General features: G+C 60.4%; 8 protein-coding genes. 7 read left to right on the forward strand and 1 reads right to left on the reverse strand.

Annotated features, from left to right (window positions below; translation table 11 throughout):
- Positions 1 to 36: 36 nt before the first annotated feature.
- On the reverse strand, positions 37 to 10,725 hold the full coding sequence (locus AACT07_RS18110; protein ID WP_069529319.1) for a retention module-containing protein: 10,689 nt from the start codon (positions 10,723 to 10,725) through the stop codon (positions 37 to 39).
- 727 nt (positions 10,726 to 11,452) lie between these two features.
- Here AACT07_RS18110 and nrfA point away from each other — a divergent pair.
- From nrfA to nrfF, 7 genes are all read left to right on the forward strand, one after another.
- A complete protein-coding gene (nrfA, locus tag AACT07_RS18115; RefSeq protein WP_445206775.1) occupies positions 11,453 to 12,892 on the forward strand; it encodes an ammonia-forming nitrite reductase cytochrome c552 subunit in 1,440 nt (479 codons plus the stop codon).
- 51 nt (positions 12,893 to 12,943) lie between these two features.
- A complete protein-coding gene (gene nrfB / locus AACT07_RS18120; RefSeq protein ID WP_069529321.1) occupies positions 12,944 to 13,543 on the forward strand; it encodes a cytochrome c nitrite reductase pentaheme subunit in 600 nt (199 codons plus the stop codon).
- On the forward strand, positions 13,540 to 14,220 hold the full coding sequence (nrfC, locus tag AACT07_RS18125) for a cytochrome c nitrite reductase Fe-S protein (RefSeq protein ID WP_069529323.1): 681 nt from the start codon (positions 13,540 to 13,542) through the stop codon (positions 14,218 to 14,220). Before nrfB ends, nrfC begins: the two co-directional genes overlap by 4 nt.
- Before the next feature lie 87 nt (positions 14,221 to 14,307).
- Positions 14,308 to 15,261: a cytochrome c nitrite reductase subunit NrfD gene (gene nrfD, locus AACT07_RS18130; RefSeq protein WP_069529325.1), complete on the forward strand. Its 954-nt coding sequence runs from the start codon at positions 14,308 to 14,310 to the stop codon at positions 15,259 to 15,261.
- A gap of 149 nt (positions 15,262 to 15,410) precedes the next feature.
- Positions 15,411 to 17,378 carry a heme lyase NrfEFG subunit NrfE gene (gene nrfE, locus AACT07_RS18135; RefSeq protein ID WP_069529327.1) on the forward strand — a complete coding sequence of 656 codons (1,968 nt, stop codon included), beginning with the start codon at positions 15,411 to 15,413 and terminating at the stop codon, positions 17,376 to 17,378.
- Positions 17,375 to 17,962, forward strand: coding sequence for a DsbE family thiol:disulfide interchange protein (locus AACT07_RS18140; RefSeq protein ID WP_069529329.1), 588 nt, complete (start codon positions 17,375 to 17,377; stop codon positions 17,960 to 17,962). Before nrfE ends, AACT07_RS18140 begins: the two co-directional genes overlap by 4 nt.
- Positions 17,959 to 19,161 (forward strand): heme lyase NrfEFG subunit NrfF, encoded by a 1,203-nt coding sequence (gene nrfF / locus AACT07_RS18145; protein WP_069529331.1) that lies wholly within the window; start codon positions 17,959 to 17,961, stop codon positions 19,159 to 19,161. Before AACT07_RS18140 ends, nrfF begins: the two co-directional genes overlap by 4 nt.
- Positions 19,162 to 19,206 lie beyond the last annotated feature (45 nt).

Raw genomic sequence — 19,206 nt, forward strand, 5'->3', positions numbered from 1 at the left:
TTGCCGGCTCTTCTTTTTTACGCTTCACGCACGCTATCAGGGGTGCTGGATGATCAGGCTATGTTGATCTTCCAGCATGCTCTGCAGGATATCGTGGGACGAGGTGCTGGTGAGATTCCAGCTGGTCAGGTCCACATCCTTCAAGGTGATCTGCTGAGTTATCTGGCCATCACCCGCGGGGGAAACCGAGAGATTCACATCACTCAGGCCATTGCTCCCCGTGGTCACCGAGGCGGAGAGATGCTTGAGCAGATCATCGACACCATTGCCAGTGACCCCTTGCAGCATGTCAGCCAGATCGATCTTGTCCCCCTGTTCCGGATGGAAGTCAGTGATGGTATCGATGGCGGGCTGCCCCTGACTCCCTTCGTCCCCGTGCTGCCAAACGAAGAGATCGCTGCCAGCCCCGCCGGTGAGAATGTCGTTGCCATGCCCCCCCAATAGACGGTCATCGCCAGAGGAGCCAAACAGCCAATCCCCCTGATCGGAACCGACCAGCTCATGACCACTCTGGCCGTGCACCGTAATGGTCTCAAGGGGCGTACTGACGGTTGAACCGCCGACATTCGACTCGGCACTGATCCCCAGCACATGGTCACCATCGCCAAAACCGCTGAAGTAGAGCGGAACCGAGTGATCGGCCGGGATCAGCCAGTCGCCATTGCTATCGGCATGACCGATGCTCTGACCATGCTCATCCTGCACCTGCGCCCCATTCAGGCCGCTGATGCGGATGGAGAGCTCACCGGTGGCCGGATTGACCACGCTGGCGTTGATGCCAAGGGGGATAACGGCCCCCTGCAAGGCATGGAACGCATGCTGATCCACCGTCAGACCCGGCATATCCGGCTCGGGAGTGACAGTGATGGTCACCTGATCGGTGTCGCTCAGAGAACCGCCCGCACCGCTGTTGCCCTGATCGGAGGTAGTGACGGTAAGGGTATCCTCTCCCCAGAAATCTGTGGCCGGTTCATAGTGCAGGTTGCTTGCCAGCAACTGGTTGAGATCGGCCAGCGACCCCACCAGAGTGATCTCGCTGGTACCCGCCCCCTGCACCATCACGGCACCGGTTGCACCCAGCAAGGTCAGCACACCATGCTCGACCCGCAGCACCATGGAGACAGGCGCACTGCCTGCATCCACATCCTTCACGCTGACGCCGGAGAGCGACAGGGAGCCATCTTCCTTCACCGTCATGCTGCCAGGCAGCTGATTGACCGGGGCATCATTGACCGGCTGCACCTCGATGGGCAGCACATCGGTATCGCTGAGTGCCCCGCCACTACCCGTGTTCCCCTGATCGTTGGTGACCATGGTCAGGGCGTCATTGCCGTAGAAATCACTGTTGCCCTGATAGGTCACCCCACCAGAGAGCAAGGCATTGAGATCGGCCAGCGTGCCGGTCAGCACCAGCGAACCGGTGCCGTTGCCGACCACCGTCACGCCGCTGCCAGCAGGCAACGTCAGGGTGCCATGCTCCACCGACAGGGTGATCTTGATGGGGCTGCTGCCCGCGTCCACATCTTTCACCTGCAAACCGTGGATGACGAAAGGCTGATCTTCCTGCGCGACCTGAGGAGCCGTTGGCAATACGTTGATTGGCGCATCGTTGACCGGACTCACCTCCACATGGATGGTGCCATTGACCTCGGGGCCGAGGGCGCCGTTGTCGAGGCTCTGGGCGGTGATCTTGAGATCCAGTGCACCGTTGGCATCATTGGTCACCAGCTCGACAGCCCCCAGCTTGCCGCCCTCGGTAGTGACCTGCCAGCGACCGCCACCCAGATCAACAACCGTCCCCGCCACGCCATTTGGCAAGCGGATCTCGGCACCATCAGGCACCCCTTCGATGGTGACCCGCACCTGCTCGTGCTTGTTCTCATGCACATTACCCGCACTGCCGCCGGTTGGCTGGGAATCCCGGGTCTCCAGCCCCAGCTCCAGCGTGATCACATCCCCCTCGGTACCGCTCGCCTGATCCTGAATATCGGCGATAAGGGCATCCCCTACCGGCGTCACGGTGACGGTAAAGCTGCCACTGGTTTCGAGGGGAATGGTGAGCCCCTTGTCCAGGGTAAAGGCGCTGAGTGACAGCTCCACGGTGCCGCTGAAGTCAGCTGGCGGGATCAGGGTCAGCTTGGAGAAATCGGTCCCCACGGGTACCTGCCAGACGCCGCCACCATTGTTGACCGCCGGAGCCGACAGGGTGAAGCCATCCGGTACCCCCTTGATCTGCAGCGCGACGATCTGCTCCGAGCCATCGTTATCGATTAGGGTTGCGCCAAATCCGGCAAGGTTGACCGTGCCATCCTCGCTCCCGGTGACGCTATGCACCGAGAGCTGGGCCGGATCGTTGACCGGTCTCACCTCAAAGCCGACCTGCCCGCTCCAGCTGCCGCTGTCAGTCACCTGCTGGCCGCCGACCAGCGCGGTATCGACGATATCGACCTTGATGTCGAGCGGTACCTGACCGCTGAAATGCTCTTTGGGCACAAACACCAAATCCTTAAGTGCCGCCATATCACTCACAACCAGAATGTTGACCGGCTTGCCGCTGCCATCGAGGAAGTAACCATATTTCGCATCCACCGTGATGGTGACCCGCTCAACGGTTTCGAGACCGCCGCCCGCGATGGAGGGGCTGATATCGGCCAGTTTGACCGACAAGTCGAGGTGAATGTGGGTATCTTCCAGATTGTCCGGCTGTCCGTCCTGGTTGGTGTCCTGCACGGTCAGTGTCAGTTCCGGATGCTCGCCACGACCACCATTCACATCGACCACGGGGGCCACATCGACCCGTACCGTACTGCTGTCGACCTTGATGTCGCCACTGGCGGTATCCGTGTTGACCACCTTCACCTCGATATTCAGCGAACCGGCAAAGTCTTGCGGCAAGCCGAGGGTCAACCCTTCCAGGCCCGCCAGTGACGGCGGCACCTTGATGACGTATTCACCGGTCGAGATGTTGTACTCGGCCCCGCTGATGGTGACGCCCGCCGGCAATCCCTTGAGGACAATGGTCACCTCGTCGCTCGCCTGGTCGGCGGCGCCGATATGGATCACGCCTTTGAGCTGCTGACCAAAATCAACCCGGATATCCTCCTTGCCCACCAGCACGGCGCTGTCGTCGATATCGACAGTCGCCGCCGGTGTCTTGGGCGTCACTGGCTGGTTCTCAAATTCGGCACTGGTTTCCAGGCTCACTTTGACATGGGCACTGGCATCGCCATCATCGCCCCGGTCGATCACCATGGCATCGATGCGGATCGGTTCGACCTTGCCGACAAACCCGTCCGGCGCATGCAGCTTGAAGCTACCGAGATTGCCCGCCGGCACGATCCAGCTGCCGTTACCGTTGTTGATACCGCCAACCACCACGAACTGATCGCCTGCACCACCGTTCAACACCGGCAGGTTGATCACCAGATAGTCGATCTCCTCCACGCTCGAGGGATCGAGGTCGGTAAAGACGAAGCGTCCAGTCAGGTCTATATCAGCACCGCTCTGCCCCACGAGAGGTCCACCGCTCTGGGTAAGCACGCCATCGGGCTCCACCACGGCCTGGATATCGACATGCAGATTGCCATCGATCACCTTCTCGGCCACCGCGCCCGAATCCACATCATGCTGGGTCACGGTGACATGGCTCTGGATATTGGTATCCCGATCGCTATCCTCCGGCGCCTTCACCAGCAGTTGTCCCCCGTTGAGCAGGCTGTCGAGCTGGGCGGCAGTCAGGGTGACCTTGCCACTGACCACGGTCAGCTGGCTCTCGACACCGCCGACTCGCAGCCAGATCTGGTAGCCATCCTCCACCCCGGAGAGACTCAGCGCCGTGACTTTCTCGGCGCCGTCAGTAAGGGTCGGATGCCAGTCCAGCACGGTGAACTGATCTTCCAGGCCATGGCTGGTCTTGCTGTAGTCGGTGGCGTCAATCTCGGGTTCCACCTTGATATGCAGCGGCACCTCGAAGCTCTTGTGGTCGCCATCGTTCTCGGTCACCACCACCTTGGCGATCAGGTTCAAATCCGCCGTGCTGTTATGGGGCGGCTGAATAAGCAGGTTGCCAAAATCGGAGACATCGACCTGATAGGTCGGCTTGCCATGGGCGTCGAGTCCGGCAAAGGTAAGAGTCAGCTCTTTGCCATTGGCATCAAAGACCCGGGCACCTTCCGGCAGCCCTTGCAGCACCACGTTGAGGCTCTCGGAAGTGTCATGCGGGGTATCGACCCACTCGCCCGAGGTGAGGGTAAAGTTGAGCGGTGCCCGTCCATCCTCACCTACTGTGGTGGCATAGCCTGTCCCCTCGACCTCCCAGCCGGTATTGCCAAGCTCGAAATGGGGCTGATCCACCACCCCCACCAGATCCACATGAAGGGTCTGGGAGCCGGTCTCCTTTTCGTTCACCACGGTATGGGTCTGGCCGTTGGCATCGGTCAAGGTCGCCGTGTCTTTCACCACCCCCTTGATGGTCAGGTCGAAATCGACGTTGCTGTTTTTCGGCGGTTGCAGCTTGAGTTCGCCAATCCGATCAAAAGGAACCTCATAGTAACCGGCTATGTTCTGTGCAACGGCGGAACCACCCAGCAACAAGGTTGCACCGTCAGGCAGGCCACTGATGCGGACAAACATCTGCTCGGAGCCATCGAGTTTGTCACCCAGATGAGCAAGGGCGATCTTGCTGCCCAGATCGAGCAGGGTGTCTTCCTTGCCCTGAATGTCACGCACGGTGAGCTTGGCGTCATCGGCCACCGGATTGACATTGATCACCAGATCAATTTTGTCTCCCTGCGCCGTACCCTGGCCCGGAGCGATCGGGTTCTTCTCGGTGCTGATCGGCGTCACCGACAGCTTGATGTCACCACTGAAATCCTTGCCCGGAACCACAGTTACCTTGTTGATGTTGCCTGCCGAAACGGTGTAGATGCCACTGCTATTTGGCTTGAGCTCGACTCCGTCGAGCATCAGGGTTCCCTTGCCCGCTTCCAGCTTGATCTGATAGGTCAACGTCTCGGAGCTGTCGGTATCAGTCAGGCTCGCCTTGACGTCCAGCTTGATACCCGTGCTGTCTTCATTGGTGTCATAGTGGCGAGTGGTGTTGGCTGTGTCCCACATCGGCTTGTCGGCAACACCGCGTACCGTCACAGCCAGATCCCCCGTTACAGCCGCAGGTGCCGCCCCTTCGGTGACACCGACCTGCAGTTGCACCTGGAAGTGCAGCGGCTGACCGCCATTGCTCCAGCTCGACCAGTTGCTTGAAGGCACAAATGTCACCCCCTGAGTGGTGTAATGAACATTATCACTGGTCACCATGGCCGCGGGCGGCACGATAAACCACTTGCCATCAGCCGTAGTGGTCAGCGCTACGCCGTTGTAATAGAAGGTGCCATGGGCATTGGCAGGCGCCTGGATAAGCAACTGATCCACATGCTCACCGCGATCGAAATCGCCAATATCGAGCTGCATGTTGATAAGGATACCCAGCCTCGGGTCTTGCGCCCCCTGATCTTCGCTACCAATGGCTGCGCTAACGGTAAAGCGCACCGCTTCATCCTGCAGATTGAGGGTCAGTGTGCTGTCTGCACGATCGCCATCGCCATCGACCAGATGGGTAGTCACCACCTGACTGAGCTGACTTGCATCGTGATTGAAACCGGCCGCAGGCTTGAAGGAGTAGGATCCATCGGCAGAGATGGTCAGGGTTCCCATCACCTGCTTGCCATCGGGGCTCATCACATCTTGTATCAAAGAGCCATTGATGGCGTACGTCTGGCCATTGATGGTAATCGACTCGACACGGGCACCATCCGCACCTTCATTGGCAGTAGGCAGCAGATCGCCGGTCACGATACTGCTCCCCTCGCTCAGGGTATGAGCCAGCACAGTGCCGATAGGCATGTCATCTTGTACCGTCACGGTCACACTGACGTTCGGACTGCGGTCGCCATCGTGATCGGTGACAAACAGCGGCACTTCGATGGTCAACTCATCCTTGCCTTGTGCACCGTGATCAAGCTGGCCTACCAGATGGACGCTGTAACTGCCGTTAACATCGAGGTGGACCCAGAAAACGGGCTTGCCCCCCTCGGCCGTAGCCAGATACCAGCCGGTGCTGTGTGGAGCCAGCGTAACCGCTTTGCCACCCGACATGAGGTGATTGGCCTGATTGAATGCAGCCACATCCAGCTCAAGGGAGGCAACCCGATCCGAACCGGCTGTGATGGTCACCTTGCCACTATCGGTTTCTCCACTCTCTGCTGGTGTGGTCCCCGGATGCTGACCGTTCACTGCATCGAGATCAGACTCCTCGACCCGAACCGGTTCAATGGCGGATATGATCGGGTTGATGCCATCAGTCACCGTGACAGTGGCGGTGCCCTGATTTTTGCTGCCGTCGCTGTCGGTGACTTCTACCGGCAAGGTCAGGTTGAGTTTGTTATCCGCCCCGTGATCCAGGTTGGTATGCACCGTTACCTGATAACCGATCTCTGCGCTGGTGTGAGCAGCGATGGTGGCAGGGACAGTGGGGATGGAGACCGTCATCACTACCAGACCGCCACTGGTCACCGCTTGGAAGGTGTGACCATCGGTGCCAACCGCTTTCCAGGTCAGGGTTTCGCCGTTATGGGTGATGGGCTTGCCGCTGGCATCCATGACCTGACCGGAGAAGGTCAGTCGCACATCAGTCACCGGATCCGAGTCAGCCTTGATGGTGATCTTGCCGCTCGCCTGCTGGTCATCCACGGCCGAGTTGGCGCCATCGAAGCGCCCTTCGCTTAAGGTGACGCCAGTCAGGGTGAGGGTTGGTTTCTCCCCTTCCCCAATCTGGATATTGAGGGTGCCGCTGGTGCTGTCGTTGTTGCCGCCCGCCTTGTCGTAGTCGTTGATGATCACCTTGATGGGGAGCTCGGTCACGGCGTTGCCGCCCTGATGAAGCCCCTGATAGAGGGTGACCTGATAGTCAAACCCGTTCTTGCCCGCCTGATCGAGGCTGCCAATCAGCTTGACCTCGAACACCTCGACCCGCTGGCCATCCACCATCACATAGCCCTTGATCAGCTGGCTACCGGGGATGGCGGGGTCCCCATCAACCAGCTCGTATTTGACGGGCTGGCCAAGTGCAGTGAGCGCCGGTTGCTGGCTGCCATCGGCAAAGGCCACCTCGACCACCCGATCCGACCCGGCTTGCACATCGAAGTGACCGGTTTGGCTCAGGCTGTTGCTGCCGGTGAGGTCCCCCTCATCCAGGGTCACACCGGTGCCCGGAATAAAGCTCGGCGCCTTGCCGTCCGCAATGGTGAGCGGCAGCGTGGTACCGATGCGATCGCCATCCTTGTCAGCCAGGGTGACGGCCAGCGGCAGGTTGAGGGATTCACTCCCCTTATGATCCAGCTCGCCGCTCAGGGTGACCTTGGCGGTAACGCTCCAGTTGCCGTTGTTATCGACCAGGCTCAGCTCGGCGCGCAGCACCACCTGGCCACCGGCAGTTCCGACCAGCTGGCCGGTTGCGGGATCGACGGTGAAAGTGACCGGGTTGCCGTGGCTGGTGAGTCCGGTCAGGGTTCTCTGAATGGTGGCGATATCAAAGCCGAGGGAGTTAGGGTCAAGGGCATCACTGCCGTGCGCGACCGCGAAACTCATGGTGCTGACGGCAGCCGTCTCCCCTTGCGCCATCTCGGTGATGGTGGTGCCGGTCACGGCGGAGATGGTCGGATTGGCACCATCACCCACCGCCACGGTAATAGTGGAGGAGACCCTGTCACCATCGCTGTCGAGCAGGGTAAAGCCCGCCTTGAGCAGACTGTCGGCACTGCCCTGATCCAGCGCTTGATGGAGGGTGAAGCTGTATTTGCCATCGTCACCGAGGGTCAGCTCAAACACCAGCTTGCCATCTGGGGTACGCCCCTCGATACGATGGTCGGCCACCGTGATGATCACGGCCTGCTTGCCCGAGGTGAACCCTTGCAGCCCCGGCTGATTGGCATCGAAGGTGATGCTGGCCAGCGGATCGCTGCCCGCTGTGATAGTCAGATCACCGTCAAGGGTCTGGCCTTGCTGCCAGTTGCTATCTTCGGTGAGCGTGAGAGAGACAGGGTCTACCTGCGGCAAGGCGCCATCGGTAATGGTGATATTGAGGGTGCCGAGATTGCTCTTGTCGCCGTCAAAATCTGAACCCTGTACCTTCAGGCCAAGATTGAGGCTGTTGGTCGCTTCCGGCTCGTCAAACACGCCGGTCAGGGAGACGTTGTATTTGCCATCCAGTCCGATGGTAACGGTGAGGATTGCCTTGCCCTGCCAATCCTTGACGATCAGCTGGTTGTCCTGAACCTCGTAAGTCGTCGCCTTGCCCTGGCTGGTGAGCCCCGCCAAAGCCGGCTGGCTCGCCTCAAAGTTGAGGGAGACCAGACGATCGCTGCCCACCGTCACCGGCAGCTGACCATCGATGCTCTGGTTGCCCCCCTCTTGCAGGGCGACCCCCTTGTCGACGCCCAATACGGGATCACTGCCATCATTGACGCTCAGGGTCAGGTTGGCGCTGGTGCTGTCGCCATCGATCTCGTTGGCGCTCACCTGCAAGCCGAGGGAGAGGCTGTCACTGCCCTTGTGATCCAGCGGGCCGGTGAGGGTGACCTCCACCCGACCAACCAGATCGCTGCCCTGCTGCTGCGCATTCAATTCGGCACGCAGCACCTCCACCCGTTGGCCACTGCCATCCAGGTAGTAACCCACCAAGGTGCGATCATCGGCAAATTCAAAGGTCAGCGGATGACCATCGCTGGCAAGACCCGATCCGTTGAGGGTAGTCAGGGTGTTGCTCTGATTGCTGAACACCAACGAATCCACCAGCAGAGGATCGGCGGTGTGTTTGACCACAAAGCTGCTCTCGCCCACCACGGCGGCGCCGTTGGTAAAGGCATCTTCGGTCAGGGGAATGGCCGGGATCTCGAAACTGGGCGGATTGCTGTCCACCAGATTGATCACCAGCGGCGCCTTCACCAGATCGCCGTCGCTGTCTCGATATTCGAGGTTGAATGGCAGGCGCAACGCGTCCTGACCGTGATCCAGGCTTTGACTCCAGACGATGCGGTAACTGCCGTCATTGTTGAGGGTCAGGGTGAAGACAGTCGCCCCACCAGCACTGGCGGTCAGGGTCTGACCGTTGATGGTGTAGCCAAGAGGCGCACCATGGCTGACGAGCCCCAGCCCTTCCAAGGCACTCTGATCAGCGGCAAACTGGACTTGCAGATTGCCATCCTGGCCAGCACCGGTATTTAGACTGCCGGTCGCGGTGATCGGGCCATCGGCCAATCCGGCTTCGGAGAGCGTCAGGGTTTCGCTCTGACCGATCAGCGGCGCCCCATCGCTGGCGCTGTTGCCCGCCAGATCGGTGACACTGGCACGCACTTCAAAGGATTGATTGATACCGGAGAGATCAAGACCTGATACCTGCCAGCGACCATCGGCCCCCACCTGTGCCGAGGTGGTCAGCAGCGGCTGGCCATTGCTGTCGACCAGAGTGATGATGACACTCTGACCCGCTTCCACATTACTGGTGGAACCGCTCAGGGTGGCGCTGCTGTTGCCAAACAGGGCAGTGGTATCGAGATCATCGATATCGATGAAGGCCCGGGTATCGACATTGATAACAAGGGTATCGCTGGCGCGGTTGCCGGCAATATCCACGGAATTGACCTGAAACTGGTACTGGCCATCGGCCAGGGTTTGCGGCAGCTGATATTGCCAGTTACCGGCGGCATCCACCGTCAGGACGGTGAGCACGCTGCCGCCAAGGCTCAGGGTTACGGTGGCGCCGGGCTCCCCCTTCCCTTGCAGCAGCGGGGTATTGTCGCGGGTCAGATCATCGATCTGGCTGGCGCCGGTGTCGCTCTCATCGGCGAGATCGAGGGTAATGGTGGTGATGGTATCGAGCAGAGTCTGTCCGGTATCGCTGGCGTTGTTGCCCGCCTGATCCTGGGTATTGGCCACAATCTGCAACGGGCCATCCACCAGCTTGCCGGTCACATCGCCAAAATTGGCTTCCCACACCAAGCCGGGCAGTACCACAGTCGTCACCGTCAGTGAATTGCCCTCCTGATCGATAAGGGTGACGGTGACTGGCTGGCCTACCTCCACATCATCCACCACACCACGAATGATGACGCCAGCCGCTTCATCGGCGTTGATAATGTTGTCGCTGGTTTGGGGTTCGGTGATGGTGATGGCGGCAAAGAAATCGCGCTCTTCTGAAAACAGCAGCTCATCGCCGACAGGTTGCACCGCATGGTCGGTATCAAAACCGGCCTCGGCCAGGGTGGCATCGTTGGTACGATCGACCACCACAAATCCACCCGAGCTGGAACCGGCTACACCACCGATATTACCCGCAGCGGCTGCGTTACCGGCGGCGGTCTCCTGGAACAATTCGGTCGGGTCAATACCCTGACGGATCGCCTCTTGCAACGAGGCCAGTTCCGGATCGGTCGGTTGTCCATCAGCAGCAGGCGTCACGGGCTCAGGTTTGGCGGCCATATCTTGCTCACCAGCAGGATCACTGCCCGGCTCGGCTAGTTGAAAGTGGCCCCCTTGGGCAGTTTGCAGGCGGTCCCCCGGCTGCAATGCCATCCCCACCTTTGCTCGTATGACAGATCCATCTGCACTGATGACAAACACGGAGCCCTCGAGTTGGGAGATCACCGTGTACTTTTCAATTTGCAACTCAGCCATACAACCTCCAGCAAAACCTTAACCACCAACATCAGTACCTAGAGGGTACTTGTCTGTTCAATAATCATACCGCACCAGACTAAGTGGGTCTTTTCGCTATTTTCGACAATGATTGCCATAAAATGGCCATAACTTACAAGATTATGCATCTAACAGGCCTTTTTAAATGAAATGAGATTTGGATGACCCTAATCCCATCACCTTTATTAACAGGTCTATCAGACTCCATGTGACTATTTCTGTCGTTTGACGATAAATCCACTGCAGCTTCAATAAATGGATCATAATCCGAAGGTCAACAGTTCATACAACAACACCGAAAAATTTGCATATTGAGTCAGTTATTAGCATAAGTCATTGCCAAAATCTGTGAACAATACGGCAGCAATCAGGATCAGCAGCAAAAAGTGCCAGTACGCAACTGTACCGTTCAAACTCCTGCCATCGAATGCTCGGCAGTTAACAAGAAGTTGAGTTTCCATAAAATTTAATCCAGATCTCATTTCAGCGATCAATCCTGTGCACCAATTGATCTGGCACAACTCTCCCTCCGATAAATCATCATTAAATTTACCTATTTGTTAGGGTAACCCTCGAGCAATCATATATTGCGCGGTTTTATTCACCCGCAAGCGAATGTCTGCCCACCCCGCCCGACGGGGGGAAGATCCACACCAAGATGGAACGGGTCAGACGAGACCAAAACATTTATCTGGGAGTGATAAACGTGGGTTCACAACACAGGCATATCAAACTGGGCCTCACCGCCCTGCTGCTGACTACCAGCCTCGGCACCAGCGGCTGGGCGCAGGCAGCCGATGACACGCAACCCAAAGGCAAGATCGAGGCGCGCAGCGAGCTGTTCGCCAAGGAGCACGCCGATCAGTTCACCAGCTGGCAAGCCACCAGCGAGAGCAAGGAGCGCACCGATGCGCTGGCGGAAGATCCCAATATGGTGGTGCTGTGGGGCGGTTACCCCTTCGCCAAGGATTACAACAAGCCGCGCGGTCACTTCTATGCGCTGACCGATGTACGGGAAACCCTGCGTACCGGCGCCCCGAAAACAGCCGAAGATGGCCCCCTGCCCATGGCTTGCTGGAGCTGCAAAGGCCCGGATGTGGCCCGCGTTATCAACGAGAAGGGTGAGGATGGCTACTTCAAGGGGATGTGGGCCAAAGGCGGGCCGGAAGTAGTCAACACCATCGGCTGCGCCGACTGCCACGACACCGCCTCGAAGGAGTTCAAGGAGGGCAAACCGGCCCTGCACCTCTCCCGTCCCTATGCCGATCGGGCCATGACCGCCATCGGCAAGCCGTTCAAGGATCAGGGGCGCTTTGATCAGCAGTCCCAGGTGTGCGGCCAGTGCCACGTGGAGTACTACTTCAGCGGCCCCACCAAGGCGGTCAAATTCCCCTGGGACAAGGGCACCACTGTGGAGCAGATGGAGGCCTATTACGATGAAATCGGCTTTGCCGACTGGACTCATGCCCTCTCCAAAACCCCCATGCTGAAAGCCCAGCACCCCGAGTACGAAACCTGGCGCGCTGGCATTCACGGCCAGAACAACGTCGCCTGTGTCGACTGCCACATGCCTAAGGTGCAGAACGAGCAGGGCAAGGTCTACACCGATCACAAGGTGGGTAACCCCTTCGATCGCTTCGAGCAGACCTGCCGCAACTGCCACACCCAGAGCAAGGAGATGCTGCAAGGGATTGTCAAACAGCGCAAAGAGGCGGTGATCGAGACCAAGCTGAAGGTCGAGAAGCAGCTGGTACACGCCCACTATGAAGCCAAGGCGGCCTGGGATGCCGGCGCCACCGAGGCAGAGATGAAGGATATTCTGCAGGACATCCGTCACGCCCAGTGGCGCTGGGACTACGCCATCGCCTCCCACGGGGTGCAGATGCACGCCCCCGAAGTGGCCCTCAAGGTACTTGGCAGCGCGCTGGATAAAGCCGCTGACGCCCGCACCAAGCTGGCGCGCCTGTTGGCCAGCAAGGGGATCAGCCACGAAATCGCCATCCCCGACATCTCCACCAAGGAGAAAGCGCAAGCGGCCCTTGGCATGGATATGAAGCAGTTCAACAGCGACAAGGCCCAGTTCCTCAAGACCACGGTCCCCGCTTGGGATGCCGAGGCTAAAGCGGCCGGACGGCTGGCACAGTAACGGCGCCTGCGGGTCCGGCCAGACCAGGCCCGCAGCGGATGGAGGCTTCCTATGGGTGATTTAACGATGGATTTTTTACGACTGATGCTGATGGCAGCCATGCTGCTCACCAGCCTGCAGGGTCAGGCGGCCGAGCCGGTTGCAGCCCCTGTTCCAGCTACACATGAGGTGGAATTTTTACGCAATCCCGACAAGGCCTGCACCGACTGTCACAAGGAGCAGAGCGAGGGAATGCACGGCAAGCATGGTCAGGCGACCAATCCCAACAACCTTAAACCGGTGACCTGCACCAACTGCCACGGCCAGCCCTCCCCACAGCACAGGGAAGGGGTCAAGGATGTGATGCGCTTTAGCGACAGCTTCAATAACAAGCAAAGCACCGAGAGCTATCCCATCAGCGAGCAGAATGGAGTCTGCATGAGCTGCCACGAGCCCAAACCACTGCGCGAGGCGCTCTGGGCCCACGACGTGCACGCCACCAAGCTCACCTGCACCAGCTGCCACCAGTTGCATCCGGCCAAGGAGCCCATGGTGGGGATCCCGGAAAAATCCCGCATCAAGCTCTGCATCGACTGCCACAGCAAGCAACATGAGGCCAGCAAGGCCCGGCAGGAGCAGTCCAAATCGGCTACCGGCAAGGAGGCATCATGAGCTGCTCTCGCCGTGACTTTATGGCGGGCATGGGCGCGGGGGCCCTCATCATGATGACGGGGCCGACTCGCTCCCTTGCCACCCCCCTCGCCCACAGCCAGACCATCGACGGGATACGCTATGGCATGATCCACGACGAGACGGCCTGCATCGGCTGCACCGCTTGCATGGACGCCTGCCGGGAGGTCAACAAGGTGCCGGAAGGGGTCTCGCGCCTCGAGATCATCCGCTCAGGCCCGGTCGGTGAATTTCCCGACGCCAAGTACCGCTTCTTTCGCAAGTCCTGCCAGCACTGCGACAACGCCCCCTGCGTGCATGTCTGCCCGACCGGCGCCTCCCATATCCGCAAGGAGGATGGCATCGTCGATGTCAACGCGGATCTCTGCGTCGGTTGCATGTATTGCCTCGCCGCCTGCCCCTATCAGGTGCGCTTTATCAACCCGGTGACCCGGGTTGCCGACAAGTGCGACTTTTGCCGCAAGACCAACCTGGCGGCGGGTAAGGAGCCAGCGTGCGTGGAGTCCTGCCCCACCAAGGCGCTGGTGTTCGGTAATCTGGATGATCCGGACAGCCCCATCTCCCAACGGCTGGTGAAGGAGACCACCTATCGCTACAAGCAGGCGCTCGGCACCTCCCCCAAGATGTACCGCGTGCCCAAAGGGGAGATAACGTCATGACCATGCAAGCGGCATTTCACTTCCCCTCTCTTGTCTGGGGATTTGTCCGATCGCCATCTACCGAAGCAACAGAAGGAGGAATGGATCATGTTGCATGACGCATTTCACTTCCCTTCACTTGTCTGGGACTGGCCGATCGCTATCTATCTCTTTCTGCTCGGCATCTCCGCCGGGGCCACCACCCTCTCGGTGCTGCTGCGCCGCAAGGGAGCAGGCAGCGAGAGCGGCATCATCAAGGCGACTGCCATTCTGGCGCCGGCAAGCGTGATATTGGGACTGCTGATCCTTATCTTCCATCTGGCCCGCCCCTGGACCTTCTGGAAGCTGATGTTCCACTACCAGTTCGACTCAGTGATGTCGATGGGGGTCATGCTGTTTCAGCTCTATATGGCGGTGCTGTTCGCCTGGCTGGCGGTGGTGTTTCGCACCGAGATCGAGACCATGCGCCACCGGTTGCTGAAAGAGAAGTTCGCTTTTGTGGATGGGCTGATTGGCTGGCTCGCCCGCATCGAGCGGCTGCTGGCGCCGCTGTTGTTGCTGCTCGCCGTACTGCTGGGGGCCTACACAGGCTTTCTGCTCTCGGCGCTCAAGACCTATCCGCTCTTGAACAACCCGGTGTTGCCGGTGCTGTTTCTGGTATCCGGTATCAGCTCCGGCATCGCCTCCACCATCTTGCTGGCGGTGACGCTCTTCAAGGAGAACCATCACAGCCAGGGGGTGAGCTTCGTGCATCGCTTCGAGCGGCCGGTGCTGGTGGTAGAGGTGTTGCTGCTGGTCTGCTTCTTTACCGGCCTCTACTTCGGTGGCGGCCAGAAAGAGGTGGCGATGTGGGCGGCCATCGGCAGCGGCTTCTGGGCTCAGGTGTTCTGGCTCGGCGTGGTGGGGGTCGGCATGCTGGTGCCCCAGCTGCTGGCCCTGCTGACCCCGGCGCCCCTGCGGGAGCGAAACGGCCATCTGGTGCTGGTCTGCAGCCTGACACTTGTGGGGATCCTGCTGCTGCGCTACTTCGTGCTCTATGCCGGCCAGATGACGGTCGTTTAAAGATATGATCACCAGCGCCAGCCGCCCTCGGGTGACTGGCGCTTATTTGTTGCGATGAATTGTTGCCAGAAATGTGGATGTTATCCCCCAGCGCCGGTACGGTGCAGACGCTGCGGCATAACATAGACGAATGCTTGACTGGAGGTTGTGTGCTGGCGGAGCTCGGCTATCTCTCACTGTTGCTGGCGGCGGCACTCTCCTTGCTGCAGGGCACACTGCCCTGGCTGGGATTACGGCTCGCCTCCCCGACCCTGCTGCGCTGCGCCAAGCCGCTGGCGCTGATCAATGCCATCCTGCTGTTGACCTCCCTGCTGCTGCTCGCCAGCTGTTTTGCCCAGGATGATTTCACCGTCAGCTATGTGTCCCAACACGCCAACAGCGCCCTGCCGCTTGGCTTCAAGCTGGCGGCGGTGTGGGGCGGCCATGAAGGCTCCATGCTCTTTTTCGTCTTTGCGTTGGGGCTGTGGGGCGCTCTGGTGGCCCTTTGCTCCAAGCGGGTCGATCCGCTTATTACAACCCGGGTATTGGCCATCATGGGGCTGATCGTCGGGCTCTTCGGCCTCTATACCTTGATCTTCTCCAGCCCGTTTGACCGCCAGTTCCCGGGGCCGCTGGAGGGGCGCGACCTCAACCCCATGCTGCAGGATATCGGCCTTATCATCCATCCGCCCCTGCTCTATCTCGGTTATGTCGGCTTTGCGGTCAACTTTGCCTTCGCCATGGCGGCGCTGCACTCGAGTCGGCTCGATGGCGCCGTGGCCCACTGGAGCCGCCCCTGGGCGCTCGGCTCCTGGGTGTTTCTCACCGCCGGCATCGTGCTGGGCTCCTGGTGGGCCTACTACGAGCTCGGCTGGGGCGGCTGGTGGTTCTGGGATCCGGTAGAAAATGCGTCCCTCTTGCCCTGGCTGCTGGGCACTGCCCTGCTGCACGCTCTGATTGTCTGCGAGAAGCGCGGCGCTTACGGCCACGCCGTGCTGTTGCTCTCCATCTTCACCTTCGCCTTGAGCCTGCTCGGCACCTTTGTGGTGCGCTCCGGGGTGCTCACCTCGGTGCACGCCTTTGCAGTGGATCCCAACCGGGGGCTCACCCTCTTGCTGCTGCTCGGGCTGCTGTTAACCTGCGCCCTCACCCTGTTTGCCCTGCGCGCAGACATTCGCGCCCCCTATGCCCGCTTTGGCTTGCTGTCAAAAGAGGGGCTGCTCGGCGCCGCCATCCTGCTGCTCTGCGTGGCCTGCGCCAGCGTGCTGCTCGGCACCTTCTACCCCATGGTGTTCCAGTCACTTCATCTGGGCTCGCTCTCGGTGGGCGCCCCCTATTTCAATGCCATCTTCGTACCGCTTGCCCTCTGCCTGATGGCGCTGATGACCCAGCTGCCACGCCTGCGCTGGCAGCAGCTTGCGGCATATTCCAGACTAAACGCTCTGTTGCCGCCGCTGTTTGGCCTGCTTGGCGGCGGGCTCATTAGCCTTGCCTATCTGGAACAGGGATCGTTTTCCGGTAACTGGAACGGCATCCTCGCCAATATGGTGAGCCTCTGGCTGATGGCCAGCCTGCTGCTCCCGCTCTTGCAACCGACGTCGCTGCGCGAGTTCACCCTCAATCGGCTCGGCAGTCTGCTGGCCCACCTCGGGGTGGCGGTGTGTGCCCTCGGCATCGCGCAGGTGAGTCACCACAGTCAGGAGGGAGGCACTGTGCTAAGTGCCAACAAGCCCTACCAGCTCGGCGCCTTCGAGTTTCGTTATGAGGGGCGCGAGCCGGTAATTGGCCCCAACTACACCGCCGAGCGCATCACGCTTAGCGTGCATAAAAACGGTAAAGAGGTGGCGCGGCTGACGCCGGAGCGGCGCCACTACAGCGTGCGCACCATGAACATGAACGAACCCGGCATCGCGTGGGGAATGCTCGGCGATCTTTACGTGGTGCTGGGTGAGAAGATGGGACCAGATGCCTATGCCATGCGGCTGCACTACAAGCCGCTGGTGCGCTGGATCTGGCTCGGCGGCCTGTTGATGATGGCAGGCGGCACCCTGCGCCTGCTCGCCCGTCGCCCCTTGCTTGCCTCCCACCCCGTTGCGGTTGGCACCTCCCATCACCAGCTCGAACAGGAGGCGTTATGAGATCCCGCCTGCGCCTCTTTCTTCCACTGCTTCTGACCCTGAGCCTCGGCATCCTGCTCTGGCTCGGCCTTGGCAACAATCCCTACAGCCAGGATGAGGCGACGCTCGGCCGTACCCTGCCTGCGTGGCAAAGCGACAATCTGCTGGATGGGAGTCGGATCCAGACCGCCAGCCTCAAAGGTGAGCCCTTTGTACTTAACGTCTGGGCCAGCTGGTGCACCAACTGCCGCGCCGAGCATCCGCTGCTCAGCGAGCTCGCGGGCACAGTGCCCCTCTACGGTCTCAACTACCGGGACAAGGGGGATGCGGCCCGCGCCTGGCTTATCCAGGCGGGCAACCCCTATCGCGCTGTGCTGGCCGACCCTGACGGCAAACTGGCCCTTGAGCTCGGCGTCTACGGTACGCCGGAAACCTATCTCTTCGCCGGCGACGGCACCCTGCTGACCCGTCATACCGGCCTGCTCACCCGGGAGATCTGGCAACGCCAGTTTGCCCCCCTGCTTGCAAAGGCCCGCAGCAACACCGCCAGCCAGCCCGAAGTGGAAAGAAAAGTGGAGAGACAAGTGCAGGAGAGCAAGCAATGAGCCGTCTCGGCCACGCCCTGATCGCGCCACTCTTGCTGGCATTGAGCCTCGGGGCCCTTGCCAGTGGAGTCGACACCTATGAGTTTCGCCACCCAGAGAGACAGACCCGCGCTCAGGAGCTGGCCCGCGCCCTGCGCTGCCCCCAGTGCCAGAACCAGAACCTGGTGGAGTCCAACTCCCCCATCGCACGGGATCTGCGGCTAGAGGTCTACCGCTGGGTGGACGAGGGACAGAGCGACGAGCAGGTGATCGCCCGGATGACGGAGCGCTTCGGCGATTTCGTCCGCTACGATCCCCCCTTCAAGGCCAGCACGGCGCTGCTGTGGGGCGGTCCCCTGCTGCTGTTGGGGCTGGCGCTGTTGACCCTGTTTCGCCGCCTCACGCGCACAAAGGTACAAGCCATCCCTGTCGTTAGAGCAATGATTGAACCCATTCATCAACCTGCGGCCGATCCCCGCAGCGAATTGAATTGGCTGATCATGCATGGGGAGCAGACAGGTCTCTCCCCCGACCAACCACTCTACAGGGAGCTGAGCGCCGCCCGCCTGGCCAACGCCATCCCGGCTGCTGAGCTGGCCCTGCGCGCGCAACTGGCCAACCAGCATGACAATCGCGGTCGCAATAACCGGCACGGGCGGGCCTTGTTGCTGCTTAGCCTCCTGGCCATCGCGGCCGTTGCCGCTGTGTATCTCAGCACCGGCCGCTATCAGGCATGGCAGGATTATGCATCCCGTCCCAATCCGCTGGCGGGGTTGAGCCCGCGGGATCTGCAGGACAAGGAGCTGGGGAGTCTGCATCAGAAGCTTCAGCGCAGCCCCGCCGATCTCGACAGCTGGGCGGCGCTCGGCCAGCTCTATCTCTATCGGGGTAAATATGACAACGCCCTGCTCGCCTACCAACGTCTCGCTCTGCTGGAGGGGGGCGCCAGCGCGGCGACCCAGGCCGCCCAAGCCACCGTACTCTACTATCAGGCGGGCCAGCAGCTGACTCCCGAGGCAACCCGCCTGCTGGAGAGCGCCCTCAAGCAGGATGCGGGGGAAGTGAGCGCCCTGATGCTGCTCGCCTCCGATCACTTCCTGCATGGCCGCTACAGCCAGGCCATTGCCCTGTGGCAACAACTGCTCGATGGCGAACGCCCTCGCATCAATCGGGCCGCGCTGATCGAGGCGATCCAGACGGCAAGCATAATGGGCGGGTAACCCCTTGATTGAATGAGGGTAATCGTGGTGATATGGCGCCGCGAC

Origin of the sequence: Aeromonas sp. ANP5 (assembly GCF_963870295.1) — a bacterium.
Taxonomy (GTDB): domain Bacteria; phylum Pseudomonadota; class Gammaproteobacteria; order Enterobacterales; family Aeromonadaceae; genus Aeromonas; species Aeromonas veronii.

Bases quoted from the DNA above. Each gene is read 5' to 3' on its own strand.
- AACT07_RS18110 (WP_069529319.1), bottom strand. From the start codon at position 10,725: ATGGCTGAGTTGCAAATTGAAAAGTACACGGTGATCTCCCAACTCGAG.
- nrfB (WP_069529321.1), top strand. From the start codon at position 12,944: ATGGGTGATTTAACGATGGATTTTTTACGACTGATGCTGATGGCAGCC.
- nrfC (WP_069529323.1), top strand. From the start codon at position 13,540: ATGAGCTGCTCTCGCCGTGACTTTATGGCGGGCATGGGCGCGGGGGCC.
- nrfD (WP_069529325.1), top strand. From the start codon at position 14,308: ATGTTGCATGACGCATTTCACTTCCCTTCACTTGTCTGGGACTGGCCG.
- AACT07_RS18140 (WP_069529329.1), top strand. From the start codon at position 17,375: ATGAGATCCCGCCTGCGCCTCTTTCTTCCACTGCTTCTGACCCTGAGC.
- nrfF (WP_069529331.1), top strand. From the start codon at position 17,959: ATGAGCCGTCTCGGCCACGCCCTGATCGCGCCACTCTTGCTGGCATTG.